The sequence below is a fragment of the Streptomyces sp. NPDC047886 genome (assembly GCF_043204435.1).
GTDB lineage: Bacteria > Actinomycetota > Actinomycetes > Streptomycetales > Streptomycetaceae > Streptomyces.
This window is the reverse complement of record NZ_JBIDCF010000007.1, coordinates 356,443-382,340: the sequence shown is the minus strand read 5'-3', so window position 1 is coordinate 382,340 and position 25,898 is coordinate 356,443. Positions and strand designations below refer to the sequence as shown.

22 protein-coding genes and 1 riboswitch are annotated in these 25,898 nt (G+C 72.8%); of the genes, 10 read left to right on the top strand and 12 right to left on the bottom strand.

The features are described from left to right. Nucleotides 1-765: 765 nt before the first annotated feature. Nucleotides 766-1,188 (bottom strand): hypothetical protein, encoded by a 423-nt coding sequence (locus ACGF5U_RS24505; protein ID WP_392718148.1) that lies wholly within the window; start codon nt 1,186-1,188, stop codon nt 766-768. A 134-nt stretch (nt 1,189-1,322) separates the two neighbouring features. Beyond that, nucleotides 1,323-1,477: riboswitch (cobalamin riboswitch) on the top strand. A 43-nt stretch (nt 1,478-1,520) separates the two neighbouring features. Between ACGF5U_RS24505 and ACGF5U_RS24500 the strand changes: the two genes are divergently transcribed. The 5 genes from ACGF5U_RS24500 to ACGF5U_RS24480 all read left to right on the top strand — a co-directional run bounded on the left by ACGF5U_RS24500 (nt 1,521) and on the right by ACGF5U_RS24480 (nt 7,886). Further along, nucleotides 1,521-3,335: a ribonucleoside triphosphate reductase gene (locus ACGF5U_RS24500; protein WP_392718150.1), complete on the top strand. Its 1,815-nt coding sequence runs from the start codon at nt 1,521-1,523 to the stop codon at nt 3,333-3,335. Next, entirely contained in the window at nt 3,332-3,922 is a 591-nt protein-coding gene (locus ACGF5U_RS24495) for an anaerobic ribonucleoside-triphosphate reductase activating protein (RefSeq protein WP_392718152.1), read from the top strand. Before ACGF5U_RS24500 ends, ACGF5U_RS24495 begins: the two co-directional genes overlap by 4 nt. Nucleotides 3,923-4,111: 189 nt before the next feature. Next, nucleotides 4,112-4,792 (top strand): response regulator transcription factor, encoded by a 681-nt coding sequence (locus ACGF5U_RS24490; protein ID WP_392718257.1) that lies wholly within the window; start codon nt 4,112-4,114, stop codon nt 4,790-4,792. A gap of 80 nt (nt 4,793-4,872) precedes the next feature. Next, complete coding sequence (locus tag ACGF5U_RS24485) at nt 4,873-6,096, top strand: sensor histidine kinase (RefSeq protein WP_392718154.1); 1,224 nt, start codon at nt 4,873-4,875, stop codon at nt 6,094-6,096. Nucleotides 6,097-6,197: 101 nt separating this feature from the next. After that, complete coding sequence (locus tag ACGF5U_RS24480) at nt 6,198-7,886, top strand: alpha/beta hydrolase (protein WP_392718156.1); 1,689 nt, start codon at nt 6,198-6,200, stop codon at nt 7,884-7,886. Nucleotides 7,887-8,054: 168 nt separating this feature from the next. Here the strand turns inward: ACGF5U_RS24480 and ACGF5U_RS24475 are convergent, their stop codons facing one another. Further along, nucleotides 8,055-8,741, bottom strand: a complete 687-nt coding sequence (locus tag ACGF5U_RS24475) for a GDSL-type esterase/lipase family protein (protein WP_392718158.1) — start codon at nt 8,739-8,741, stop codon at nt 8,055-8,057. A 60-nt stretch (nt 8,742-8,801) separates the two neighbouring features. Here ACGF5U_RS24475 and ACGF5U_RS24470 point away from each other — a divergent pair, with 60 nt between their 5' ends. The 3 genes from ACGF5U_RS24470 (at nt 8,802) to ACGF5U_RS24460 (ending at nt 11,549) form a co-directional block, all read left to right on the top strand. Continuing rightward, a complete protein-coding gene (locus ACGF5U_RS24470) occupies nt 8,802-9,854 on the top strand; it encodes a WD40 repeat domain-containing protein (protein ID WP_392718160.1) in 1,053 nt (350 codons plus the stop codon). A gap of 218 nt (nt 9,855-10,072) precedes the next feature. Continuing rightward, nucleotides 10,073-11,152, top strand: coding sequence for a helix-turn-helix domain-containing protein (locus tag ACGF5U_RS24465; protein ID WP_392718162.1), 1,080 nt, complete (start codon nt 10,073-10,075; stop codon nt 11,150-11,152). Between the two features lie 97 nt (nt 11,153-11,249). Continuing rightward, nucleotides 11,250-11,549, top strand: coding sequence for a hypothetical protein (locus ACGF5U_RS24460; RefSeq protein WP_392718164.1), 300 nt, complete (start codon nt 11,250-11,252; stop codon nt 11,547-11,549). Between the two features lie 134 nt (nt 11,550-11,683). On the opposite strand, the gene ACGF5U_RS24455 is transcribed toward ACGF5U_RS24460, so the two are convergent. From ACGF5U_RS24455 to ACGF5U_RS24410, 10 genes are all read right to left on the bottom strand, one after another. Next, the gene (locus ACGF5U_RS24455; RefSeq protein WP_392718166.1) at nt 11,684-12,091 is read right to left on the bottom strand and encodes a hypothetical protein; all 408 of its coding nucleotides are present in this window, start codon (nt 12,089-12,091) and stop codon (nt 11,684-11,686) included. A gap of 223 nt (nt 12,092-12,314) precedes the next feature. Continuing rightward, a complete protein-coding gene (locus ACGF5U_RS24450) occupies nt 12,315-13,112 on the bottom strand; it encodes a hypothetical protein (RefSeq protein ID WP_392718168.1) in 798 nt (265 codons plus the stop codon). A gap of 282 nt (nt 13,113-13,394) precedes the next feature. Next, nucleotides 13,395-14,060, bottom strand: a complete 666-nt coding sequence (locus ACGF5U_RS24445; protein WP_392718170.1) for a DUF4360 domain-containing protein — start codon at nt 14,058-14,060, stop codon at nt 13,395-13,397. Between the two features lie 266 nt (nt 14,061-14,326). Beyond that, nucleotides 14,327-15,445, bottom strand: coding sequence for a phosphoserine transaminase (gene serC / locus ACGF5U_RS24440; RefSeq protein WP_392718172.1), 1,119 nt, complete (start codon nt 15,443-15,445; stop codon nt 14,327-14,329). Nucleotides 15,446-15,698: 253 nt separating this feature from the next. Continuing rightward, nucleotides 15,699-16,970: a cytochrome P450 gene (locus ACGF5U_RS24435; protein WP_392718174.1), complete on the bottom strand. Its 1,272-nt coding sequence runs from the start codon at nt 16,968-16,970 to the stop codon at nt 15,699-15,701. Beyond that, nucleotides 16,967-18,229, bottom strand: a complete 1,263-nt coding sequence (locus tag ACGF5U_RS24430) for a cytochrome P450 (protein WP_392718176.1) — start codon at nt 18,227-18,229, stop codon at nt 16,967-16,969. Before ACGF5U_RS24430 ends, ACGF5U_RS24435 begins: the two co-directional genes overlap by 4 nt. Continuing rightward, nucleotides 18,226-18,819, bottom strand: coding sequence for an ATP/GTP-binding protein (locus ACGF5U_RS24425; RefSeq protein WP_392718178.1), 594 nt, complete (start codon nt 18,817-18,819; stop codon nt 18,226-18,228). The genes ACGF5U_RS24430 and ACGF5U_RS24425 overlap by 4 nt, the downstream gene beginning before the upstream one ends. After that, nucleotides 18,800-19,156 (bottom strand): DUF742 domain-containing protein, encoded by a 357-nt coding sequence (locus ACGF5U_RS24420; RefSeq protein ID WP_392718180.1) that lies wholly within the window; start codon nt 19,154-19,156, stop codon nt 18,800-18,802. Before ACGF5U_RS24420 ends, ACGF5U_RS24425 begins: the two co-directional genes overlap by 20 nt. Continuing rightward, entirely contained in the window at nt 19,153-19,560 is a 408-nt protein-coding gene (locus ACGF5U_RS24415) for a roadblock/LC7 domain-containing protein (RefSeq protein WP_392718182.1), read from the bottom strand. The genes ACGF5U_RS24420 and ACGF5U_RS24415 overlap by 4 nt, the downstream gene beginning before the upstream one ends. Continuing rightward, on the bottom strand, nt 19,557-21,200 hold the full coding sequence (locus ACGF5U_RS24410) for a sensor histidine kinase (RefSeq protein WP_392718184.1): 1,644 nt from the start codon (nt 21,198-21,200) through the stop codon (nt 19,557-19,559). Before ACGF5U_RS24410 ends, ACGF5U_RS24415 begins: the two co-directional genes overlap by 4 nt. A 271-nt stretch (nt 21,201-21,471) precedes the next feature. Between ACGF5U_RS24410 and ACGF5U_RS24405 the strand changes: the two genes are divergently transcribed. Further along, nucleotides 21,472-24,318: an FAD-binding and (Fe-S)-binding domain-containing protein gene (locus tag ACGF5U_RS24405; RefSeq protein WP_392718186.1), complete on the top strand. Its 2,847-nt coding sequence runs from the start codon at nt 21,472-21,474 to the stop codon at nt 24,316-24,318. Nucleotides 24,319-24,599: 281 nt separating this feature from the next. Beyond that, nucleotides 24,600-25,628, top strand: coding sequence for a DMT family transporter (locus ACGF5U_RS24400; protein ID WP_392718259.1), 1,029 nt, complete (start codon nt 24,600-24,602; stop codon nt 25,626-25,628). Nucleotides 25,629-25,898 lie beyond the last annotated feature (270 nt).

Genomic DNA, 25,898 nt, shown 5'->3' with positions numbered 1-25,898 from the left:
GAGGCGTCAGACACCTCGATCAACAGCCCGGGGGCTTCGCTCGTTGCGCTTCACGGACCGTCACCCGATCGGTGGCCACATCGAAGAAGCTCAGTCGCCGGCGGAGACCGGAATCTCTCGGAGGCGGTCGCGCGCGGACAACCAGTGTGCCCCACGGGGGTGTCCACGCGACAGCGACGACAGCGCCCGTGGAGGCCCCGGACGACCGGTTCGCGGGCGGGTCCGGGTGAACAATCGCCGGGGAGAGCGGAACGGCCGGTTCGACGCGGCGTGAAGAACCGCGATCTGGTAAAGGACCAAGGCCGCACCTTCGCCCAAATGTTCGCCCGTAAAGTCTGATTTGGTATGCTTTGCAAGCGTGTTCGGGTGGGGAAACATCGAGCCGAATTGACCAGCGCAACGTAGCGCGGCCGGGTAAAAAGCCAGCTCAGGGGTATTGTTCAATTGTCGCGGGTTCTTCATTCTTGCGTGACGACATGTCCGCAGGACGGTGAATCACTCCACAGACACCCCCTGGCACGCCACCATGGGGGCCGCGGGTCCGACTCCAACCGGCCCGCACATCAAGAGGCATCTCAATGGCCTGAGTGCACCTTGCAGGGCCCCTCGCTCCGGCGGGGGGTCCCTGGTCGCGGCCGGCTCTCCCGTCCCGAACAAGGCTTTCGTGGCGCCGCGACCCATCTACGACATCTGTGAACAACCTCTGTCCGATGTTTCACTCGAAGTGGCAGTTGTGATCGATGTCACGGAGGCGGCCGGTCCGGATCACCCGGCACCCCCACACGCCAGTTCGCCTCCGGAAGCCCATGGCGCATACGTGTTCACCCCGGCGCCGCATGACCTCCGACGTGCCGGTACGGCGGCGGAGCCCTGGCGGGAGCCGGTCCCGGCCGGAACGGGGGCACGCATGGGCCGTGGCCGGAGTAGACCGGCCATAGGTCTCGTGGCGGCGACCTGGACGAGCGTCGCCGGGGAGATCCAGAACGAGAAGTGCTTCGCCGGCCGGACCGGATGGACCCAGCGGACGATGTAGTTGAGATCCAGGAGGAGTCGCGGCAGATCGGCGTCGGTCTCCTGTACGTACAGGCCGTGGACGGTGGCGTCGTGCCAGCCCATCGCCTCGAAGTCGGCGTCACTCCAGACGCTCTTCGTGAGACCCGACTCCTCGTGGCCACCGCCGCTGTTCATGGCCGCATCCAACCAGACCCCGTGCCTCGCCCTGTCTGCCGTACGCCTTCCGGGCGGCCGGAGGGACCAAGGTCCCGACCTCCGGGCTCTCGGCGACCCCAGCATGTGGTGTCGGCGTGTCGGATCTTCCCCAGATGTAGTGTGCGCGAGTCGGTTCGGCGTCAGTGTGCTCCTCCTCGCACACGGCCGAGGCAAGAGGGAATCCGGTGAGAATCCGGGGCTGCCCCGCAACGGTATGGGTCCTGTCGAGGACCTGAGCCCGATACCTGCCGGCGCCGGTCGCGCACCCCGTGCGGCCGGGTGCACTCCGGATGCCTCGTGGGAGGGCTGACGTGACACACATCAATGCCGTGGACTCGGTGACCGAGTACCTGGACCGCAGCGACTGGCGGGTCAACGCCAACGCGAACCAGGGTTACTCACTCGGCGGGCTCATCCTCAACACCGCGGGCAAGGTCGTCGCCAACTACTGGCTCGACCAGGTCTATCCCGGAGCCGTCGGGCACGCACACCGCGAAGGCGACCTCCACATCCACGACCTGGACATGCTCTCCGGCTACTGCGCGGGCTGGTCCCTGCGCACGCTGCTGACCGAGGGCTTCAACGGGGTGCCCGGACAGATCGACTCGGCGCCGCCCCGGCACTTCTCCTCGGCGGCCGGACAGATCGTCAACTTCCTCGGCACGCTGCAGAACGAATGGGCCGGCGCGCAGGCGTTCAGCTCCTTCGACACCTACATGGCGCCGTACGTCCGCAAGGACGCGATGACCTACACCGAGGTGTACCAGTGCATGCAGGAGATGGTGCACAACCTCAACGTGCCCTCGCGCTGGGGCACCCAGACCCCGTTCACGAACCTCACCTTCGACTGGTCCTGCCCGCCCGACCTGCGCGATCAGGTGCCCGTGATCGGCGGCGTGGAGATGGGCTTCGCCTACGGCGACCTCCAGGCCGAAATGGACCTGATCAACCGGGCGTACATCGAGGTGATGTCGGCGGGGGACGCCACAGGACGGGTCTTCACCTTCCCGATCCCCACCTACAACATCACCGAGGACTTCCCCTGGGAGAGCGAGAACGCGACCCGGCTCTTCGCGATGACCGCGAAGTACGGTCTGCCGTACTTCCAGAACTTCATCAACTCCGAGCTGGAACCGGGCATGATCCGCTCGATGTGCTGCCGCCTCCAGCTCGACCTCACCCAGCTCCTCAAGCGCGGCAACGGCCTGTTCGGCAGCGCCGAGCAGACCGGCTCCCTCGGCGTCGTCACCGTCAACTGCGCCCGCCTGGGGTACCTGCACGCGGGCGACGAAGCGGCCCTGTTCAGAGCGCTCGACCGGCTGCTGGAGCTGGCCAGGGAGAGCCTGGAGATCAAGCGGGTCACCGTCCAGGACCTGATCGACAGCGGCCTCTTCCCGTACACGAAGCGCTACCTGGGGACCCTGCGCAACCACTTCTCCACCATCGGCGTGAACGGGATCAACGAGATGATCCGCAACTTCACGCACGACGCGCACGACATCACCGCCCCTGAGGGCCACGCCCTGGCCCTGCGGCTCCTCGACCACGTCCGCGCGCGGATGGTGGACTTCCAGGAACAGACCGGCCACCTCTACAACCTGGAGGCCACCCCCGCCGAGGGCACCACCTACCGCTTCGCGAAGGAGGACCGCCGCCGCTTCCCGCACATCCTGCAGGCGGGCACGGAGACGAACCCGTACTACACCAACTCGTCCCAGCTGCCCGTGGGATGGACCGACGACCCCTTCGAGGCGCTGGAGCGGCAGGACGAGCTGCAGACGAAGTACACCGGCGGCACGGTCCTCCACCTGTACATGTCCGAGCGCGTCTCCACCGCCGAAGCCTGCCGGAAGCTGGTGCGCCGCTCCCTCGAACGGTTCTCGCTGCCGTACCTGACGGTCACGCCCACCTTCTCCATCTGCCCCCGGCACGGCTACCTGGCCGGCGAACACGCCACCTGTCCGACCTGCGCGGGCGACTGCGAGGTGTGGACCCGCGTCATGGGCTACCACCGGCCCGTCTCCTCGTTCAACATCGGCAAGAAGGGCGAACACGCCGAGCGCACGCACTTCACGGAACGGGCGACGCGCACGCACCTCACGGAACGGGCGACGGTTCCCGCGTGATCCGCATCGGCGGCTGGTCCCGGCTGTCCACCTGCGACTGGCCGGGCCGCCTCGTCACCACGGTCTTCTGCCAGGGCTGCCCCTGGCGCTGCGGCTACTGCCACAACCCCGGACTCCTCGACCCGCGAGCGGCGACGGCCACGCCCTGGGCGGACGTCGCCGCGCACCTCGCCCGCCGACGGGGCCTGCTGGACGGCATCGTGTTCTCCGGAGGCGAGCCACTCCTCCAGGAGGGCCTGGCCGACGCGGCACGGGCCGCCCGCGACCTCGGCCACGCCGTGGGCCTGCACACCGGCGGCGCCTATCCGCACCGGTTCCAGGCGTTGCTGTCCGCGGGGCTCCTCGACTGGGTGGGTTTCGACATCAAGGCCCACCCCGACGCCTACGACAGGATCACCGGCGTACGCAACAGCGCGACACCCGCCGGCCGCAGCCTGCGGATGCTGCGCGACTCAGGCGTGGCCCACCAGCTGCGTACGACCGTCGACCCGGCGCTCATGGACGACGGCGACGTCACCGCCCTCACCACATGGCTGGACCGCCAGGGGCTGCGCGACCACGTGTGGCAGGAGGCCCGCACCGGGTGACCCCGCCACCCGCCCCACCCGCCCCACCCGCGCCTCCACAGGCGCGGCTTCGGGGCGGCCAGGCGCCGCCGGCCCACGCCGTCCCGGCTCATGCGGCACCCAGAAGGGCCGCCGCCGCGTCGGCCCGCTTCATCGTCGCCAGGCGCTCCGGTGCGCGGCGGCGTCCAGGATAGGGTGAGCCGCGTGCGGGTGCTGCTGGTCGAGGACGATGAGAACCTCAGTTTCGGGGTGGCCGCCGCGTTGCGGGCCGCGGGTTTCGCCGTCGATGAGACGGCCGACCTGCCCCAGGCCGACGAAGCCCTGTTCGTCACCGCCTACGACTGCGCGATCTTCGACCGGATGCTTCCCTCCGGTGACGCCGCCGCGTACGTGGACGGGCTGCGCCGCAGCGGCCGGTCTGTGCCCGTGTTGTTCCTCACCGCCCGTGACACCGTCGCCGACCGGCTGGAAGGTTTCGCCAGTGGCGGGGACGACTACCTCGTGAAGCCCTTCGCCGTGCCGGAACTGATCGCGCGGGTGGGCAGTCTGTGCCGCCGCGCCGCGGTCGTCCGCCCGCCCGTGCACCATGTGGGCGACGTGGAGGTCGACACCGCCCGCAGGCATGTCCACCGGGGCGGGGTGCTGCTCGCTCTCACCAACCGCGAGTTCGCCGTCCTCGAAGTGCTGGCGGCCCGCGCCGACCAGGCGGTGTCTCGCGCGGAGCTGATCGAGAGCTGCTGGGATGAGATGGCGGAGCCGCAGTCGAACGTCCTGGAGGTCCTCATCTCCCAGCTGCGCCGCAAGCTGGGAGAACCGCAGCTGATCAGGACCGTACGGGGGATCGGATACCGGCTGGTGGCCGAGGAGCACGCGGTCGGCGAAGCAGGATGAGAACAGCCTTCTTCCGGCGTCGGTCCCGGCCGCTCACGCCCACGGCACGGGTCAATCGGCTGCGTCGCAGGATCACCGCGTTGTTCGCGTGCACCAGCGCCGTGGGCCTCGTCGCGATGGCCGTCTTCGCAGTGCACAGCGACGGTGTGCGGTGGCGTGAGCAGGTCGACCGGTCGATGGATGGGGACACGAGTTGGGCCTTGGGCCTGCTGGAGAGCGACGAGGACGGCCGGCTGGACACCACCGTGCTCGTTGAGACGATGGGAACCGCGTGCCCGCCGCTTTTCGTGCTCTGGGTGCCGTCCGACGCGGACGCGGATCCGGTGGTCGAACACGCCCCGCGCGAACCCTGTTCGGCTGTGAGTCCTGCGGTCGTGCGGGAGGCGGCGTACGCGGCCGTACGCGCAGGCGAGTCGACAGCCTTCGACCGGCGGGCAACCGATGGCGAGCCGGTGCGGGTGTTCGCCCTGCCGTACTATCCGCCGGACGCGTCCGAAGCCGAGAGGGCTGAGGGCGCCCTGGTGACCGTGGCGGAGACGACCGGACAGCGAGCCGACCACCGCAGGCTGACCTGGGCGGTGACGGTCGGCTGCGCCGTACTGGTGCTGCTGTCGGCCGCGGTCGGGCACCTGCTGTCCGGACGGGCGATCCGGCCCGCGCTGGCCGCACTGGGTCAGCAGGAGGCGTTCCTCGCCGACGCCGCGCACGACCTGCGGACCCCGGCCGCGTCGCTGCGGACGCTCGCGGAGACCGCGCTGCGCGGTGAGACGGACAGTGATGACGTGCACCGGCGCACCTTGCGGCTGGCGCAGCACATGGGCCGGCTCGTCGACGGGCTACTGACCCGGGCCCGGCTGATGTCCGGTACGGCGAGCCTGGCGCCCCAGCCGCTGCGCCTGGACCAGATCGCGGAGGCGGTGGTCGAAGACGCCCCGAGGCGGGGCCACCGCGTCACGGTCGACGCGGAGGAGACGGTCGTGGTCGCCGACCCCGACCTGGTCCGCCGGGCCGTGTCCAACCTGCTGGGCAACGCCCTCGCCCACGGCCACGCGCCAGGGGAGCCGGCGGACGTCCACATCACCGTCGCACGGGACGGCACCGTGACGGTCGACGACGCAGGGCCGGGGCTGCCCCCCGAGGTGGCGGGCGCCCTGTTCGAACGTTTCCGTAGCGGATCGGGGTCCACCGGTCTCGGCCTGTCCATCGCCTCATGGGTCGCCCACGCCCACGGCGGAACCCTTACCGCCGCACGGAGCGAACGCGGCGGTGCCCGCTTCGTGCTGAGCCTGCCGACGCGGGGCTGACCCCTCGGGGCGCAGGTCAGGCCCACGAGCAGACCGGGCTTCATCAAAACCTCAGCATGGCGCCGGGATGCTTCCCGCGAACCGAACATGGGAGCACCCCGTTGAATCACGCAGCAATCCGCCGTCACGCCCTCGTCGTCACCATGGCCGTCCTCGGCTCGGCGTCACTCGCCGCCTGCACGGCGTCGGGGACGGGGGCGGCCCCGGACCGGCCGAGGACATCGGCCGCTCCCGCCGATCTCGCCACCCGCCCTGAGCTCAGTCCCTTCTACAGCCAGAAACTCAAGTGGTCCGCCTGCGGGGACTTCCAGTGCGCCGAGCTCACCGTCCCCATGGACTACGCGCACCCCGGCACCGGCAAGACGTTCGTCCTGCCGGTGGCGAAGGCCGTCACCGCGGACCCGGACCGGCGCATAGGGTCACTCGTCTACAACCCGGGCGGGCCCGGCCAGCCCGGCGTGCAGTCCCTCAAGGACGGTATGGCCGAGTCGATCAGCAAGAAGGTGCGCGACCGCTTCGACATCGTCTCCTTCGACCCGCGTGGCGTCGGGGCGAGTTCGCCCGCTCTGACGTGCGGCGACGAAGACACCGAAAACACCGAAGACACCGAGGACACCGAGGACACCGAGGACACCGAGGACACCACGTCGGCGGAGCAGCCGCTCTATCCGAAGACCGAGGCCGACCGCAGGAGCGTGCTGGCTGGAGCACAGGCCGCGGCCGACGCGTGCAGGAAGGGCAGCGGCCCGCTCCTGCGGCACGTCGGCACGCCGGACGCCGCCCGGGACATGGACGTGCTGCGCGCCGCCCTCGGCGACCAGAAACTCACGTACATCGGCTGGTCGTACGGCACGAGCCTGGGCACGTCCTACGCCGAGCAGTTCCCGCGCAGGGTACGTGCCCTGGTTCTGGACGGAGCGATAGACCCCTCCCTGGACTGGTCCGAGCGCACGACGAGCCAGGCCGTCGGTTTCCGGCGGGCCGTCGACGACTACGCCACCCACTGCGCGGACATCGCGGGAGACAGCTGCCCCGGCAGCACGCCCAAGGAGATATCCGCTCTGATCGACGGCCTGTACAAGCGGACGGAGCGCCAGCCGCTCCCGGTCGACGGTGACGAGTACGGACTCGACGCCACCATGCTGCTCAACGCCATCACGGACTCGATGTACACACCCGAGGACCAGTGGCAGGACCTCTCCGAGGCGCTGCGGGACGCGGCCGACGGAGACGGGACGAAGATGGCCGCCCTGCCGGAGGAACCGGTCACGGAGACGGAGGACTCCCAGCCGTCCGGACCCGCCGAGCCCTCGGGCGACCCCGGGACCGGCCCCGCCGACGGGTCCGACCAGGCGGGCGACGACGGCGGGGTGCCCGCCGACAACAGCGAGGCCGTGCTCCAGGCCGTCAACTGCCTGGACACGCCCCACCCGCGCGACGACCAGCCGTACTGGGACGCGCTCGAAACCGCCGACAAGGCTGCCGGCGTCTACGGCACTTCGGGTATGACCAGCGCCCTGACCTGCAAGGGATGGCCCGAGGGCACGATGAAGCCGCACAAGGTCAAGGCCGACGGCGTTCCCCCGGTGCTGGTGGTGGGAACCACCGGTGACCCGGCCACCCCGTATGAGGAGGCCGTGAGTCTGGCCGGCCAGTTCCCCGGCGGCATGCTGCTGACGTACGAGGGCCTTGGGCACACGGCCTACGGCCGCAGCAACGCCTGCGTCACGAACGCCGTCGACGGTTATCTCCTCGGACTGAAGAAGGTGGCTTCCGGCACCACCTGCTGAGGCGGCCTCCTTCCGGTGCCGCAACTGCTCACACCCGGACGACGGGGACGTGGGGACGCCTGCTCCAGCAGGTCCGGGCCGCGGCGGATGCGGCGGGTGAGACCGACGGGGGCATCTCGGTCGACTCCACCATCGTGCGGGCGCGGTTCCGGGGCGACCCGGCGGGGCTCACCGGTCGTACGGGGCGCCCCAGTCCCAGGACTGGTACATGGCGTCGGCGAACGTCGCCGCCAGTTTGTGCTCACCCGTCGGGCCCGGGTGGGTGCCGTCGTAGGTGTCGGCGTCGATGTCGTACGCCTCCGGCGGCGAGGCCAGGAGCAGCGGGGACGACGCCTCGTCCAGGTCCGCGACCGTCTTGGCGAGGAGCTCGTTGAAGCGGGCGCACTCGGCGGCGAACGGGGCGTCCTCACGGGCGCGGACATTGGGGATGACCGGCAGCAGCACCGCCCGGACGCGGGGGTTCGCGGCGCGCGCCCCGGCGACGAACGCGCGCACGTTCTCGGTGGTCTGCTCGCTGTTCGTGTAGAAGCCCAGGTCTATCAGGCCCAGCGACACGAGCAGGACGTCCGCCTTCGCCGACCGGACCGCCTCCCGGATCAGCGGCGCCATGTGCAGCCAGCCCTCGCCCCAGCCGGCCAGGTGGGCGCGGGCGCGGGCCGGGAAGTCCGGGTCGGCGTACGCGTGCGAGACCGGCGCCTCGGCGTGCTTGTCGTACAGCTCGGTGCGCGGGCCGACGATCGCGTACGGGCCGCCGAACGTGGCGTTCAGGTGCTGCCACATCCGGTAGCGCCAGGTGTACTCGCCCGCGCTTCCGATGGTCATGGAATCGCCGACGAACATGAACCTGGGACGCATGGGCGCCATCATCGCCGACCGGGGCCCGGAAACGCGATGTGACCATGGACACTGGGAGGCATGCTCTCCCTGCGCACGGCGTTCCCGACGCCCACGGCTCGTACGGCACGTACCTCCCTCGGGGCTGCCCTGGTCGCGGGCGCCATGCTCTGCGCCGCCGCCGCGCCCGCCACGGCCGCGCCCGGCGCGGACGACGGGTTCACCATCAAGGACCCGCGCGTCACCGAGTCCAGCGGCCTCGCCGCCAGCCGTGCGCACCCGGGCGTCTACTGGACCCACAACGACCAGGACGAGCCGCGTGTCTTCGCCGTCGACTCCCGGACCGGCGAGACCGTCGCGACGGTCACCCTGCGCGGGGTCGGCAAGCCCCGCGACATGGAGGCCATCCAGGTCGGCGGCGACGGCCACGTGTACGTCGGCGACATCGGGGACAACCTCAACGGCTCCTGGGACCATGTGTGGATCTACCGCTTCCCCGAGCCGAAGCAGCTCCGCGACCAGACCGTGGACGCCACGCAGTACGTCGTGAAGTACGCCGACGGTCCGCGCGACGCCGAGGCGCTGCTCGTGCACCCGAAGACCGGGCGCGTCTACATCGCCTCCAAGAACGAGGACGGCGGCGGCCTGTACGAGGGGCCGGAGAAGCTGACCACGGGCGGCACGAACGTGTTCCGGCGCGTCGGCGATGTGCCCTGGGTGACGGACGGGGCGTTCTCGCCCGACGGGAAGCGGCTGGTGCTGCGCAGCTACTTCAGCGCGCGGGCGTACGCGTGGGAGAACGGGCGGCTCGGCGCCGACGAGCGCGTCAGGGCGCCGATCCAGGGGCAGTCGGAGTCCGTCACGTACACGGCGGACGGGTCGGCGCTGATGTTCGGCACCGAGGGCGAACAGAGCGAGGTCGTACGGGTGGAGGCGCCCGGAGCGGGCCCCGGAGCGGGCCCGGACGCGGGCGCGTCACCGGGCGGCGCCGACACGGGCGGCGCGGGCGGCGCCAGCGGCGGCGGTGACGACGGCGAGGGCGGCAGCGGGCCGATCGTGGTCGGGCTGATCCTGCTCGCGGCCGTCTTCGGGCTCGGCTTCCGGCGGAGGAACAGGGGCGGCGGCGGCTCCTAGGCGGCGGCTCCTAGAGCGGGGGACGTGGCCCCACCGGGTCGGCCCTGAGGGTGACGGGCGGCGCGCCGTCGTGCGGCGTGGACGGGCGGGCCGGTGGTCATGCACCGTAGGAGGTCGCCGGACGGCGGGCGGGCCGGTGGACGTTCACCGCGCCACGCGTGTCCCACGACCGGGGACGCGCCGACCCCGCCGCAGGATCACGGAGAACGGGGGCAAGCATGTTGACGGAAACGGTGTTCCGGTCCGACGACCTGCCGAGAGAGGACCGGTTCGACGCGTGGCGGGAGTGCGCGAGCCGGACGATGGCACCGATGGAGATCACCAGCGCGCACGCGGCCGACTTCATGGCGCACCAGCGGCTGCTGCGGCTCGACACGCTGTCGGTGTGGCCCGTGACGGCGCACGCGGGCCGGTACCGGCGGACGCCCAAGCTGATACGGAGGTCCGACCCGGAGCTGTACCACCTGACCCTGGTCATGCCCGGAAGCGGCCCGCTGGACGTGACCTACGTGCGGCGGGAGATCGTGCACCGCCCCTACGACCTGTACCTGCTGGATCTGTCCCGGCCCTGTGACGTCGACTCCGGCGACGAGCGGTCCCCGGTGAGGGCGATCGGAGTGGAGATCCCGAAGGTCCTGCTCCCGCTGGCGGGAAGCCGGGGGCTGGACGGGTTGCTCGGGCGGCGGATGCCGGGGGACAGGGGGTTCGGCGCGCTCCTGGCGCAGTTCCTCACCCGGCTCAGCACGGAGAGCAGCCCCTACCGGCCCTCCGACGCGCCACGGCTGAACACCGTGCTTGTCGACCTGCTGTCCGGGCTCGTCGCCCACGAACTCGACGCGGAGCGGGCACTGCCCGCCGAGACACGGGAACGGAACCTGGTGGTGCGCGTCCGCTCCCACATCCACCGGCACCTGCACGACCCGGAGTTGACACCCCGGACGATCGCCGCGGCGCATCACCTCTCCGTACGCCAGCTGCACCGCCTGTTCGAGGACGAGAACGTCACGGTGGCGGGCCTCATCCGGGACCTGCGGCTGGAACGGGCCCGACGCGACCTGGCCGATCCCGACCTGCGCGACACGCCGGTGCACGCGGTCGCCGCCCGGTCCGGTTTCACCGCGCCCGCCCACTTCAGCCGGGCCTTCCGCGCGGCCTACGGCACATCGCCGAGCGAGTTCCGGCGGCTGGCACGGCACGGCGGCGACGGCGCGCGTCGTCAACACCCTGTCACCGGTCATCAACGACAGGCCGGCCCCGCTGCGGAAGGCTCGGTCGCGGAGGAACCGACGGCGGCATGACGCGCCTCCGCCACGCCGGACCGGCAGTGGCCGGCGGCCCGGGTGCCTGCCGCTCGACACCTCCGTGCCCGACCCACCACGAGCGAGAGGTTCCCTGATGCGCAAGCGGAGCACACCGCGTACCCGACTGGCCGGCGGCGTCCTCACGGCAGTGGCCGTCGCCGGACTCGCCCTGCCGGGTACGGCGTACGCGGCAGGCGGCAGCGCAGGCGGCGCGCCCACCGTCCGTGCGGCGGCCGGCGATGCCGGTACGGCGGCGGCGTGGCGCACGATCAGCACCTACCGGACGGCGGTCACCTGCCAGGCCGCCAAGCTGCAGTTGGAGCTGAGCACCCCGTGGGTCCTGCGGTGCCAGGCCGCCGGGGTCTTCACCCACCACCTCCAGCGGTACTCCTGAGGCGGACGCGGCGGCCGTCATGTGAGGGCCAGGGCCGGGCGGGGGCGGTGCGCGCCCCGTCCGGCCCTGGCCCCGCCCGGCCCTCCGCCCGGTCCGGTACTCGGCCCCGCCCCGGCACCGGCTCCGCCGGTGGCTCAGACCAGCGCGTAGACGTACAGGGGCTTGTCCATGAGCTTCCAGGGGCTGAAGGCGGTCACCGACTCGCTGCCCTTGCCGCCCTTGGCGCGCGCGCTCTGCACGCGGATGTGTGATCCGTCGCGCGAGCCGATCGTGGCCAGCCCGGTCGAACCCCAGAGGTCGCGGCTGACATCCCTGACCCACAGCCGCACCTGCACGTGCTTCTTACCGTTGATCATCTTGCCGCAGGCCTGGTAGGTGACCCGGGTGAACCGGCTTTCGACGGTGTGCTTCTGGCAGTCCACCCGTGCGATCGCTGACTTGGCCTTGCCTGCCGCGTGTGCTGTTCCGCCCGTGACGGCGACGCTGCCGAGCCCCAGCATCATCATGGCCGCCGTGATCGCGATTCCCCGTTTCGTCCTCATCTGCTCTCTTTCTGTGCGGTTCTCGACCGGGCGCGGCGTCCGGCAGGTCGGCGCCGGACCGCTCTCCCCTGGCTCCCTCCAGCCTGCCGGGGATCGCGTCGGAGCGCGTTGATCATGGGTGCCGTGGGGTTGACGATCCGTGCCCGCCCCGCCCGCGCCCGGTACTCGGCCCCGCCCGGTACTCGGCCCCGCCTCGCTCCCGACCCCTGCCCCCGTCGGCGTGTCAGGGGGCGCAGGTGACGGTGGGGCCGTTGAGCATCGCGCCCGACACCTGCTGGCCGCGCGGCGTCCAGTAGCCCAGCTTGGACACGATCGTCGAGCACGCCCCGGCGGGCAGGGTCACATGGACGGTGACGGTGGCCGGGCGGCCGGGCTGGAGGTCGGTGAGCGCGCAGTCCAGGGCGTGCGCGCCGCGCGCGGTCGACGGATAGGCGCCGGTCAGCGGGTTGACGCAGCGTACGTCGGTCGAGACCAGCCGGATGCCCGACCCCTCGTCGCCGATGAGCCCGAGCCGTGCGCTGCCGTCGCCGTCGGCGCTCACGCGGGACACCGTGTACGTGAGCGCGGCGGTGGTGCCGGGGCGCAGCGCGCCGGAGTCGACGGCGACACGGTGCGTGGGTTCGGGCTTCTCCACGGTGAGCGTGAAGGTGCCGCGCACCTGTCCGGTGAGCGTCCGCGACGCCGGGGTGTCGGCACCGGGCTCCACCCGCACGGTGGCCGTGATCTCGTACGTGCCAGGGCCGGGGTACTCCGCCCGGCCGCCGAGTTCGCCCTCGGCGGCGACGGTCCTGTCCCGGTCCTTCTGCCGCGCGGTCCAGGTGCCGGAGGTCGCGCAGTGGCAGACGGCCGGTGCCGTCACGGTCATGGACGGCCCGGCGGCGGTGACGCACAGCCCGACGTCGGTGCCGCCCTCGATGGCGGCGGCCGGCACGCAGTGGGTGCTGGTGGCGGTGGCGGGCGGGGCGTCCGCTGCCGGGGCGGTGCCCGCCGTCGCCGTCCACAGCAGGGCGGCGACAGCCACCGTCGTGATCGTTCCGAGAATTCCGCGACGCACCGCGTGCCTCCTGTGTCCGGGCTTGGGCTCCGAAGCCGATGCTGCGCGAGGCGGACGTCGCGCGCGCGTCGGGCGGGGCGGCCACTGGCCCGTCAGGAGGGTTCTTCACCCGAGGGGGTGCGTGGGTGGGTGGGCCCGCGGAGGGGGGATGCGGGCCCACCCGGTCACGGAGCGGGGGATGCGGGCCCCGCCCGGTCACGGAGCGGGGGATGCGGGCCCCGCCCGGTCACGGTCCGGTCGCCGTGGCGGTTACTGCTTGCACTCCTTCCAGGCGAGCCGGTAGATGGTCTTGATGTCGCCGTCCGTCGAGTCCATGGCGATGAAGCTGTTGGTCTTCGTCGGGTCCGACGTCCCCGCCGAGACCCGCAGCTCGGTGTTGATGTTGAAGTTGCGCTTCACGCCACAGGGCGCCCAGACGAGCTGGCCCCAGTCGGTCTGGTCGGTCGCCTGCCAGTTGTTGTCGTACGGCCCGCTGAACGGGTGCGACTTGGCCGCCGTGTCGGGCGAGCCCTGGAAGTAGTACGACGCCTTCTGCACGGCGGTCGCGCCGCGCTCCAGGTGCGCGAAGCCCCGGTAGTCGGCGCTCGCGACGGCGTAGGTGAAGCCGTGCGGGACGTGCACGATCAGGTTGAGCTGGCAGTTCTTGCGGAAGTCGGTCGGCTTCGCGCCGATGCCCACCTGCGCGAGGTAGTCGCTGTACGTGACGGTGAAGGCCGTGTTGTCGGGGGCGACGGCGACGGCGGCCGTACCCGCGGGGCAACCCGAGCCGTTGACCGTCGCGACCTCGATGACGATCTTGTCAGGCGGGGCGACGATGCCGCTCGGGGCGGCGCCGGCGGAGCCGGGTGCGAGCAGGGTGGAGGCGAGGGCGGCGGCGGTGGCGCCGCCGATGGCGATGTGTCCGCGTCTGGACATGGAGCTCCGTTCGGTTGCCGGTCGAAGTGGGGGGTCCAACCGAGATGGGCCCAGAATGGGCGTGAACATGTCAAACATTCAAACGGTTCGGGCCGATCGGACCGTTCGGACGGTCCGGCCGGACCGATCTGTCCGGCCGTTCGACGCTACGGATGGTAGAGACCGCCGGGTGAGCTGGATAGGTCGCTAATCGGCCGTGGACGCGGGCGACGCGAAGGGGCCCGACCCCGACGGGCCGGACCCCTTGGTGTGCGTGTGCGTACGGGTTACAGCTTCTCGATGACGTAGTCGACGCAGGCCGTCAGCGCCTCGACGTCCGCCGGGTCGACCGCCGGGAACATCGCGATCCGCAGCTGGTTGCGGCCCAGCTTCCGGTACGGCTCGGTGTCCACGATGCCGTTGGCGCGCAGCACCTTAGCGACCGCCGCCGCGTCGATCTCGTCCGAGAAGTCGATCGTGCCGATGACCTGCGACCGCTTGGCCGGGTCCGACACGAACGGCGTCGCGTACTTGGACTCCTCGGCCCAGCCGTACAGCGTCCGCGACGAGGTGGCGGTGCGGCGCACCGCCCAGTCGAGGCCGCCCTGCCCGTTGATCCACTTCAGCTGCTCGTTCAGCAGGAACAGCGTGGACAGCGCCGGGGTGTTGTACGTCTGGTTCTTCAGCGAGTTGTCGATCGCCGTCGGCAGCGAGAAGAACTCCGGGACGTGCCGGCCCGAGGCGTGGACGGCGCGGGCGCGCTCCACGGCGGCCGCCGAGAACACGCCGATCCACAGGCCGCCGTCCGCCGCGAACGACTTCTGCGGGGCGAAGTAGTAGACGTCCGTCTCGGTGATGTCGACCGGGAGGCCGCCCGCACCGGACGTCGCGTCCACCAGCACGAGCGCGCCCTCGTCGGCGCCCTCGACCCGCTTGACGGGCGCGGCGACACCGGTGGAGGTCTCGTTGTGGGTGAAGGCGTACACGTCGACGCCCGCTTCGGCGCGCGGCTCCGGGTGCGTGCCGGGCTCGGAGGAGATCACGGTCGGCTCGGCCAGCCACGGCGCCAGCTTCGCGGCCTTCGCGAACTTGGACGAGAACTCGCCGAACGACAGGTGCTGCGACTTCGACTCGATCAGCCCGTGCGTCGCGATGTCCCAGAAGGCGGTGGAGCCGCCGTTGCCGAGGATCACCTCGTAGTCGTCGGGGAGCGAGAACAGGTCACGTACGCCCGCACGGACCTCGCCGACCAGGTTCTTGACCGGAGCCTGTCGGTGGGAGGTTCCGAGGAGGGACGTGCCGGTGGCGGCCAGGGCCTCCAGCGCCTCCGTACGCACCTTGGAGGGGCCCGCGCCGAAACGGCCGTCGGCGGGCTTGATGTCAGCGGGAATCTGGATCTCAGCCACGGCTCGGAGCCTAATGCCTCGCGGACACGGCAGCGGACCGTGTCCGTCCGGTGAGACGTGGGAATGAGACGCACAGGAGCGCGCCACGGGGTGTCTGTCCGGCAACACCCGCCGGACATCCCCCAGGGGGCGCGCCCCCGCCCCGCCCGGGCCCGCCCCCCACCGGGCCCGGGCCCGGCCCGCCGCGCCGGGCCCGCCCGCCGTCCCGCGCCGGACGCGCCGGACGTGCGGGACGTGCGGGACGTGCCGGACGTCAGCCCAGCCGTACCGGCAGCTCGAACAGGTCGTTCTGCGTCACCACCGGCTTGTTGCGCAGCTCCGACGCGGGTACCGCGAGCCGCAGCGCCGGAAAGCGCCCGTACAGCGCGGGCAGCGCCACCCCCGCCTCCAGCCGCGACAGCGCCGCACCCGGGCAGACGTGCGGACCGTGCCCGAAGGAGATGTGCCGGTTCGGCGAACGGGTGATGTCGAACACGCCCGCCGACGGGCCGTGCTGCCGCTCGTCGCGGCCTATGGCGGCGTACGACACGATCAGCGCGTCCCCCTTCGGGAGCACCCGCTCACCGACCTTCACGTCCTCGGTCGCGAAGCGGATCAGCACGTGGGACGTCGGCGTCGACCAGCGCAGCGTCTCCTCCACCACCGCGTCCCAGCCGACCCGGCCCGAGCGGACCAGCTCCAGCTGGTCGGGGTGGGTGGAGAGGTTGACGACGGCGTTGACGATCAGGGAGATGGTGGTCTCGTGACCGGCCGCCACCATCAGCTGGAGGGTGGAGACGATCTCCTGGTCGGTCAGCCGGTCGCCGTCATCGGACGCGGCGATCAGCGCGCTGGTCAGGTCGTCGCCCGGGGCGGACCGCCGGTCCGCGACCACCTTCGCCATCATGGCCGCCAGCTCGCCCAGGGTCGCCACGACCTCCTCGGGAGGGGTCTGCGTGGAGAAGAACCGGTCGAACAGCACCTTCAGCCGGGGATGGTCGGCCGCGTCGATCCCCATGAGGTCACTGATCACATACATCGGCAGCGGGTAGGCGAACGCGGCCTTGAGGTCCACCGTCGCGTCCGGCCCGTGCGCCGCCAGGCCGTCCAGCAGGCCGTCCGTCAGCTCGGTGATCCGCTCCCGCATCCGCTCCACCCGGCGCGGTGTCAGCGCCTGGGCGACCAGACTCCGCATGCGGCGGTGGTCCGCACCGTCCACGGTGAGCATCGAACGGCCCGGGTTGGCGAGCCCGATCAGCGGCCAGTCCGCCGGTATCTCGCCGCGCCGCCAGGCACCCCAGACATTGATGTCCTTGACCAGGCGCTTGTCCGTCAGCAGGTCACGGGCCTCCGCGTGGTGCGTCACCGCCCACACCGGGACCCCGCCGGGCAGCACGACGCGGGCGAGCGGACCCGCCGCGCGCAGGCGCGCCGACTCGCCGTCGAGGTCGGTGACGAACGGGTCGAGGACGAGGGGCTCGGCCGCGTCGGGCTCGGTCGCATCGGCCTCGGTCGCATCGGGCTCGGTCTCATCGTGCTCGGTCATGCGGTGCCTCCGACGGCGGAAGTGGGAGTGAAGGTCACGGGCAGTTCCGTCAGGCCGCGCAGCCACGGCGACGGCCGGCGGGTCAGCGAGCCGGCCGGTACGGCGAGGTCGATGTCCGGCAACCGGTCCAGCAGCACCTCGATGGCGGTGCGCGCGATGACCTCCGCGATCTCCTGGGCGGGGAACGGGCAGCGGTGCTCGCCGTGCCCGAAGGAGAAGAAGGCGCTGTTGCCCCCGGTGAGCACGGAGTGGTCGACCCGGACCTGCGGGTCGGCGTTCGCGGCGGCCAGCCCGAGGAGCAGCAGGTCCCCGGCTCTGATGTGCCGCCCGCCGATGCGGGTGTCGCGCGACGCCCAGCGGCCGGCCACGTTCTGGGTGGGCGTGTCGGCCCACAGCACCTCGTTCATGGCCTCGCCGACGCTGTGCCGCCCGCCGAACAGGGAGGCCGCGAACCGCTCGTCGGTGAGCATCAGGCGCAGCGAGTTGCCGATCCAGTCGGCGGTCGGCTGGTGGCCGGCCGCCATCATCACCATCAGGTCCTGCGCGATCTCGTCCACCGTGAACCCGGACGGGTCCGCCAGCATCCGCGACACCACGTCGTCCCCCGGCTCGGCCTGCTTCGCGGCGAGCAGCCCGTACATCGACTCGGCGAGCAGCCGCTGACCCGCGAGCGCCCGCTCCCGGCCGTCGATCATGTCGTTGAGGGCGGTGACGAGCGACGGGCCCTGCTCGTCGGGGACGCCGTAGATCTTCACCAGGACGCGCACCGGCAGCAGGGTGGCGTACTGGGAGACGATCTCCGTCTCGCCCTTGCCGCAGAACGCGTCGATGAGCCCGTCCGCGTACTCCTCGGCGTACCGGCGCAGCGTGAACGGGTCCACGGACTCCAGCGCGTCGCCGATCATGGCGGCCCGCCGGCGGTGCCGCTCTCCGACGGTGTAGAGGATGGACGGCTGCTTGCGCCCGATCATCGGCAGCAACGGCCAGTCGTCGGGGATGCGGTCCCACTGGTTCCACAGGTCGGAGTCCCGGCTGAAGAGCTCCGGGTCGCCGGTGACCTGGTGCAGTTCCCGGTAGTCGAGCACGAGCCAGGCCGGGACGTCCCCGTCGAGTACGACGGGGGCCACGGCCCCGTGCTCGCGGCGCAGTTCGCGGTAGAGCTCGGCCGGGTCGGCCCACCGGGGTCCGGACAGGGGTACGGCCCCGGGTGGGTGCGGGTACGGGTGCGGGGCCCCGGGCGGGGGCGCGGCGGCGGTCATGTTGTGGACTCCTGGAAGAGGCTCTGAAGGTGCTCGACGAGCGTGACCAGCACGTACTTGCTGGACGAGCGGTCGCGGGCGTCGCACTCGACCAGCGGGACGCGGTCGGCGAGATCGAGCGCCTCGCGGATCTGCCGCTCGGTGTGGGCGGGGCCGCCGAAGTCGTTGCAGGCGACGATGAACGGGGTGCCGTGGTGCTCCAGGCGGTCGATCGCGTACCACGAGTCGGCCAGCCGACGGGTGTCGACCAGGACGACGGCCCCGAGGGTTCCCGAGAACAGCCGGTCCCAGAGGAACCAGAACCGCTCCTGGCCGGGGGCGCCGAAGAGATAGAGGACGTTGTGGGCGTCGAGGGTGATCCGGCCGAAGTCGAAGGCCACGGTCGTGGCGGTCTTGGCGCCCACCTGCGCGGTGTCGTCCACGCCCTCTCCCGCCCGCGTCATCGTCTCCTCGGTGTTGAGGGGGCGGATCTCGCTGACGGAGCGGACGAGGGTGGTCTTGCCGACCCCGAACCCGCCCACCACGACGATCTTCAGACCGTTGTCGGCGGTGCGGCGCAAAGGGGTGCGTTCAGAGATTGCGGAGGCCAACGAGCACCTGCTCCAGGATGTCGGGATCGGGGAGGACGTACGCGGCCGAGGACCGGATCCGGGGGTGCCGGGCGCTGATCCGGCCCGTACCGAGCAGGTCGGACAGCAGGATGCGCACGATGCCGACCGGCAGGGCCAGCTCCGCGGCGATCTCGACCACGGCCGTGGGGCGTTCGCACAGCCGCAGGATCGCGGCGTGCTCCGACTGCATGCCCGGCACCGGATCGGACTCGGCGACCACGAGCGTCACCAGGTCGAACGGTGAGTCCGGGCCGGAACGGGTACGTCCGCCGGTGAGGGTGTAGAGCCGGTCGGGGGACTCGTCCCGGGCGCTCACGCGGTACGGGGCTCGGCGCCGAGGTGTTCGCCGAGCTGCTCGACCAGTTCACTCATGTTGTGCCCGATCAGACCGACGTCGGAGTCCTCCGCCGCGACGACCGCGAGATGGGCTCCGTCACCGGCCTCCACGATCAGCAGCACACCCCCGTAGAACTCGGCCATCGCCGACCTGACGCCGCCGCTGCCGTCGCCGAACTCCATGGAGGCGCCGTGGGACAGGCTCTGGATACCGGCCGCGATCGCCGCGAGCTGGTCCGCCTGGTCGACGGAGAGCTCCGGCGTACGGCACAGCTTGAGGCCGTCCCGGGACAGGACAAGGGCGTGGCGGGCGCCGGGAGTGCGCTTGAGGAGCCCTGCGAGGAGCCAGTCGAGCGTCTCGTCGGTGGTGCCGGTGGCGGTCATCGGGGAGTGCCCTCCGTGCTGGTGCGTATCGCTTGGCGAAAGCTGCTGAAACGGTCCGCCGCGCCCGGGCGGGCGGGAGCCGGCGAGGGCGGGGGCGGCGCGGCCGGCGCCCCGCCGGGGTGGGCGGCGGCCAGGGTCATGCCCCGGCGACGCCTGGGCAACCCGCTCTCCCCGACGTCGGGCAGGGGCGCCCGGGTCGGCACGGCATCGCTCGTGGCGCGGGCCGGGGCCCCGGCCGGGGTTCCGGCTTCAGCGGGTGCGGGGGTGGATGCGGATGCGGTGGCGGTGGCCTGGGTCCCGGCTGCGGGGGCGGATGCGGGGGCGGTGGCCTGGGCCCCGGCTCCGGTCTGCGCCCCGGCTCCGGTCTGCGCCGGGGCCTGGGCCTGTGCCGGGACCGGGGCCTGGGAGGGCGCGGGGTGGGCGTCGGCGCCGGTCCCGGTCCCGGCGTGGGAGCCGTGCCGCGGTTCCGGCGAGCGGAGTTCGTGCTTCTCCGGCGAGCGGTCGTCGGGGCGCGACCGGACGATCAGCTCCTGGGGGAGCAGCATGAGGACGCCGGTGCCGCCGCGGGCGGACGGCCGGAAGGACACGGTCAGTCCGTGCTTGCGGGCGATGCGGCCGACGACCGCGAGGCCGAGCCGGGTGCCGGACAGCCCGGCCAGGTCGGGCACCTCCGCGCTGACGGCGCGTTCGGCGCGGCGCAGCCGGCCCTCGCTCATGACGAGGCCGCTGTCCTCCACGCTGATCACGACACCGGCCGGGACCTCCTCGATGTACACATGGACCTCGGCGGTGGGCGGGGAGAAGTTCGCCGCGTTGTCGAGGAGTTCGGCGAGCGCGTGCATCACGCCCTCGGCGGCGTGACCGGCGACGGCGACGGTGCTGCTGGAGTGCAGCCGAACCCGCTGGTACCCGGCGATACGGCCCATCGCGCCGCGCAGGATGGACTCCATCACGATCGGCTTGCCCCAGCGGCGGCCGGAGCGGGCACCGGTGAGCACGGCCACGGAGTCGGCCAGCCGGCCCGCCTGCGCGGTGCGGTGGTCGAGGTGGAGCAGGTCGGTCAGTACGTCCTCGTCGGTGTGCCGGTGCTCCATCGCCCGCAGGTCGGCGAGCATGCTCGTGGCCAGGGCCTGCATGCGGCCGGCGGCGTTGGCGCAGGCGGCGACGGCGGCGGCACGGCCGCTCTCGCTGCGGGCGGCGTCCGCGCGGGCGCGAGCCGCCTCGTCGCGTGCCCGTCCGGCCTCCGCGCGGGCGTGTTCGGCCTCCGCGCGTGCGGCTGCGGACGCGGTGTGCGCCCGGTCCGCGTCGGCGCGGGCGGTGCCCACCTCGGCGCGCAGCGCGTTCGCCTCGATGTGGGCCTCCGCGCGGGCCAGGGCACGGGCCGCTTCGACGGCGCGCGCGGTCTCCGCCGCCGTGCCCGCCTGCTCGGCGCGGAGCCGGCGTACGACGCCCAGCGCGTACGCCGCCGTGGTGACGGCCGCGGTGAGCAGCAGGGCGGCCGCGCCGGAGCCCCACGCCAAGGGCGTCCGTACGGGCGGGGGAGCGGCGGCCACGGCTCCCATGGAGAGGAGGGCGGTTACGGCCGCCGTTAACAGCAGGGCCGTGGCGGTCGGCCGGACGGACCAGTGAGAGGGGCGCAAATCGTCAGTCCTCGGGCAGGAAGGGTAACTGGAGCCATAAGTTCCCGGGCAATTCCTGGCCACTATAGGAGAGTTGACGGTCAGTTCGAGGCGTTCTCGGGCGGCTTTCCATAAGGCCGGGCATCCGCCGCGCGAGCGGCATCCTCCTCGCCTCCTCCCTGCGGCCACCCCCCGGGCCTGCCCGACGTGCCTCTCCCCGAAGCCGTGGACGCCGTGCACCGCCCGCTCGCGCCGGACGGCATACGGAGCCGGGGCAGGGCATGCTTGCCGCATGGGTGATCGACGCGGCCGCCGGACGGAGAACACCTCGCGGGAGGACCTGGCACGGGCCCTGCGCCGAGCCGTACGCGGGGACGTCGACTTCGGGGCGGGCGCGCGGGCCCTGGTCACCATGGACGCCTCCAACTACCGGCGCGTCCCGCTCGGCGTCGTCGCCCCGCGCGACGCGGACGACGTGGCCGCCGTCCTCGAGGTGTGCCGGGCGCACGGGGTGCCCGTGGTGGCGCGCGGCGCCGGCACGTCCATCGCGGGGCAGGCCACCGGGACCGGTGTCGTCCTGGACTTCACCCGCCATATGCGCGCGGTCGTCTCGGTGGACCCGGAGGCACGGACCGCCGTCGTCCAGCCCGGGGCGGTACTGGACCGGCTGTGCGCCGAAGCCCGCCCGTACGGGCTGACGTTCGGCCCCGACCCGTCGACGCACAGCCGCTGCACCCTCGGCGGCATGATCGCCAACAACGCGTGCGGGGCGCACTCGGTGGCGTGGGGCACGACCGCCGACAACGTCCACGAGCTGTCCGTACGGACGTACGGCGGCGCCGCGCTGCGGCTGGGGCGGCAGGGGAGGGGCGCGCCCGACGGGATCACCGACCTGGTCCGGCGGCACCTCGCCCTCATCCGCACCGGCTTCCCGCCCGGCCTGCCCCGCCGGATCTCCGGGTACGCCCTCGACGCGCTCCTCCCCGAACGGGGCACCGATGTCGCCCGCGCGTTCTGCGGCAGCGAAGGCACCCTCGCCGTCCTCACCGAGGCGACGGTACGGCTGGTCGAGTCGCCGCCCGCGAGGGCGCTGGCCGTGCTCGGCTACCCGGACGAGAGCGCGGCGGCCGACGCGGCGCGGGGCCTCCTCCCGTACGGGCCGCTCACCGTCGAGGGCATGGCCGAGGACCTGGTGCGCGACCCGGCGGCCCGCGCCCGGCTGCCGAAGGGCGCCGCCTGGCTGTTCGCCGAGACCGGCGGGGCCACCGCCGCCGAGGCCGCCGCCCTGGCCGCCCGGCTGCTGCGCGGCGCGGACGCCGTGGACGGCACGGTCGTCGCCGACCCCGCCGGGCGGCGCGCCCTGTGGCGGGTCCGCGAGGACGCCGCGGGGACCGCGACCCGCACCACCGGAGGGGCCGAGGCGTGGCCCGGCTGGGAGGACTGCGCCGTACCGCCCGCCCGCCTCGGCGCGTACCTGCGGGACTTCCGTGCGCTGCTCGCCGCGCACGGGTTGCGCGGCACGCCGTTCGGGCACTTCGGGGAGGGCTGCGTCCATGTCCGGATCGACTTCGACCTGATCAGCCCGCCCGGCGTACGCCGCTTCCGCCGGTTCTCCGAGGAGCTCGCCGACCTTGTCGTCGCGCACGGCGGCTCGCTCTCCGGCGAACACGGCGACGGACAGGCCCGCGCCGAGCTCCTCCCGAAGATGTACGGGCCGGAACTGGTCGACCTGTTCGGCCGGTTCAAGGACCTGTGGGACCCGGCCGGCGGCCTGAACCCGGGCATGCTCGCCCGGCCGTCCCGCCTGGACGAGAACCTCCGCTTCGAGGTGCTGCCGCGCGAACGCGTCGACGTGGCGTTCGCCTACCCGCACGACGGCGGCGACTTCGGCACGGCGGTCCGCCGCTGCGTGGGAGTGGCGAAGTGCCGGGCGGAAGGGCCGGGTTCGGGTGCCGAGGTGATGTGCCCGTCGTTCCGGGCGACCGGCGCCGAGCGGCACTCCACGCGCGGCCGGGCCCGGCTCCTGCACGAGATGCTCGCCGGGAAGGTCATCACCGGCGGCTGGCGTTCGGCGGAGGTGCGCGACGCCCTCGACCTGTGCCTGTCCTGCAAGGGCTGCCGCCACGACTGCCCGGTGGGCGTCGACATGGCCACGTACAAGGCCGAGTTCCTGCACCACCACTACGCGGGCCGGCTCCGGCCCGCCGCGCACTGGACGATGGGCTCCCTGCCGGCCCTGCTCCGCCTGGCGGCGCCCTTCGCGACGGTGTTCAACGCGGCCGCGCGCGTCCGCCCCCTGGCGGCCGCCGCCAAGCGAGCGGGCGGCGTCGACGCCCGGCGCGAGCTGCCGGAGCTGGCCGCGGAGACGTTCCGGAGCTGGTTCGGGAGGCGGCCACCGCACCCTGGCGCGGGAGCGGGCGCCCCGGACGCGTACGTCTGGCCCGACACGTTCACCGACCACTTCACGCCGTCGGCGGGCCGCGCGGCCGTCACCGTCCTGGAGGCGGCGGGCCTCCGCGTCGCCCTCCCGCCGGGGCGGGTGTGCTGCGGCCTGACGTATGTGTCGACCGGCCGGCTGACCGCCGCCCGCACGGTCATGCGGCGCACGCTGGACACGCTGGAACCCCTCATCGACGGCACGGCGGCGACGGTCCCGGTCGTCGTCCTGGAACCGAGCTGCGCGGCGGCCCTGACGACCGACCTCCCGGAGCTGCTCCCCGACGACCCCCGCGCCCGCGCCCTGGCGTCGTCCGTGCGCACCTTCGCCCAGGCCCTGGAGGAGCTGGCCCCCGACTGGCGGCCGCCCCGCCTGGACCGGCCGGTCGCCGGGCAGACCCACTGCCACCAGCACGCCGTGCTCGGCGACGCCGCCGAACGCCGCCTGCGCGAGCGCGCCGGGCTGACCGGCGAGCTGAGCGGCGGGTGCTGCGGCCTGGCCGGCAACTTCGGCTTCGAGCGCGGCCACTACGAGGTGTCGGCCGCCTGCGCCCGGGACCGGCTCCTGCCCGCCGTCGAGGCCGCGCCCCCGGAAGCCGAGCTGCTGGCGGACGGCTTCTCGTGCCGTACGCAACTGGAGCAGCTCGCGGACCGGCGGGCGCGCCACCTGGCGGAGGTGCTGGCGGAGGCGCTGGACGGCTGAGCCGTGGAGGGGGGAGGGCCCCAGGCGGTGAGGCGATGACGCGTACGCCCTGTCGCGCTCCTCTTATCGTGGTGGTGGTCGCCGCCGAGTCCGGTCCGGAGGCCGCAGGTCCGGAGGCCGCTGGTTCGGAGGCCGCTGGTCCGGGGTCCGCTGGTCCGGGGTCCGCAGGTCCGGGGTCCGCGTCCGGAGGCCGCTGATCCGGTTCCCGTATCGTGAACGCTCGCCCCGAACTGATGAATGTGCCGCATGAATATGCCGAGAAGGAAGCCGTGGGGATTCCGGTGAACGACGCCCGTACCGCAGACGCCTCGGCGGTGGCCCTCCCCGAGGCGGCCGCCGCCCACCCGCAGGGGACGGGACCCCGGGGCCGGAACTCGGCGGGGCCGGTCGCGCTGGTGGTCGGCGGGGCGCTGTCGGTGCAGTTCGGCGCGGCACTCGCGGTGCTGCTCATCCCCCGCGCGGGGGCGCTCGGCGTCGTCACGCTGCGGCTCGTGCTGGCCGCGCTCGTCCTGCTGGTCGTGTGCCGCCCCACGGTGCGCGGCCACAGCCGCGCCGACTGGGGAACGGTGGTCGCCTTCGGCGCGGCCATGGCCGCCATGAACGTCTGCATCTACCAGGCCATCGACCGCGTCCCGCTGGGCGCGGCGGTGACCCTGGAGGTGCTCGGGCCGCTCGTCCTGTCCGTCGTCGTCTCGCGTCGGCTGGTCAGCCTGGTGTGGGCCGCGCTCGCGCTGGCCGGGGTGGTGCTGCTCAGTGGCGGCGGATTCGACCGGCTCGACCCCGTCGGCGCCGGGTTCGCGCTGGCGGCGGGCGCGATGTGGGCCGCGTACATCGTGTTCAGCGCCCGCACCGGGCGGCGCTTCCCGCAGGCCGACGGGCTCGCGCTGGCGATGGCGGTCGGCGCGGTGCTGACCCTGCCGCTGGGCATCGCCGAGGCCGGCGGGAAGCTCCTCGTGCCCTCGACCATCGGCCTGGGCCTCGCGGTGGCCATGCTGTCGTCCGTCCTCCCGTACACCCTGGAACTGCTCGCCCTGCGCCGGCTGCCCGCGTCCACGTTCGCGGTGCTGATGAGCCTGGAACCGGCCATCGCGGCCCTCGCCGGCTTCCTCGTCCTCCAGCAGGCCCTGTCCACGACCGACGCCCTCGCCATCGCCCTGGTGATCGCGGCGAGCATGGGCGCGATCCGCGCCCAGACGGCCCGCCCCCGGACGGCCGGTTCCCAGAAAGCCCGCGCCCAGGTGGCCCGCTCCCGGTCGACCGGGTCTCGGGCGGCCCGCCGCGAGAGGCGCGCCGGAGACGCGAAAAAGTAAAGCAAGCATGCTTGATTGTTTCTCCGGTCGCTGTCATGCTCCCGGACACACCGCCGTGTCCCGAGACCGAGGGAGCGCACCGTGTCCGACCCCGCCCCCGACGACCCCGCGCCCGCCCGCCCGCGCGGACCGGCCGCCGAGCCCGCCAACGCGCCCGCGCCCGCTCCCGCCCCAGGCGTACCCGCGCCGACCCGCACGCCCGCGCCCACCCCCGGCCCCGACGCCGCACCCACCCCCGGTCCCACCCCCGACGCCGCACCCGCACCCACC

Coding starts and splice junctions, on each gene's coding strand:
- ACGF5U_RS24415 (WP_392718182.1), bottom strand. CDS start 19,560: ATGACCGCCACCGGCACCACCGACGAGACGCTCGACTGGCTCCTCGCA.
- ACGF5U_RS24430 (WP_392718176.1), bottom strand. CDS start 18,229: ATGACCGCCGCCGCGCCCCCGCCCGGGGCCCCGCACCCGTACCCGCAC.
- ACGF5U_RS24405 (WP_392718186.1), top strand. CDS start 21,472: ATGGGTGATCGACGCGGCCGCCGGACGGAGAACACCTCGCGGGAGGAC.
- ACGF5U_RS24435 (WP_392718174.1), bottom strand. CDS start 16,970: ATGACCGAGCACGATGAGACCGAGCCCGATGCGACCGAGGCCGATGCG.
- ACGF5U_RS24445 (WP_392718170.1), bottom strand. CDS start 14,060: ATGTCCAGACGCGGACACATCGCCATCGGCGGCGCCACCGCCGCCGCC.
- ACGF5U_RS24505 (WP_392718148.1), bottom strand. CDS start 1,188: ATGAACAGCGGCGGTGGCCACGAGGAGTCGGGTCTCACGAAGAGCGTC.
- ACGF5U_RS24455 (WP_392718166.1), bottom strand. CDS start 12,091: ATGAGGACGAAACGGGGAATCGCGATCACGGCGGCCATGATGATGCTG.
- ACGF5U_RS24460 (WP_392718164.1), top strand. CDS start 11,250: ATGCGCAAGCGGAGCACACCGCGTACCCGACTGGCCGGCGGCGTCCTC.
- ACGF5U_RS24470 (WP_392718160.1), top strand. CDS start 8,802: ATGCTCTCCCTGCGCACGGCGTTCCCGACGCCCACGGCTCGTACGGCA.
- ACGF5U_RS24465 (WP_392718162.1), top strand. CDS start 10,073: ATGTTGACGGAAACGGTGTTCCGGTCCGACGACCTGCCGAGAGAGGAC.
- ACGF5U_RS24475 (WP_392718158.1), bottom strand. CDS start 8,741: ATGCGTCCCAGGTTCATGTTCGTCGGCGATTCCATGACCATCGGAAGC.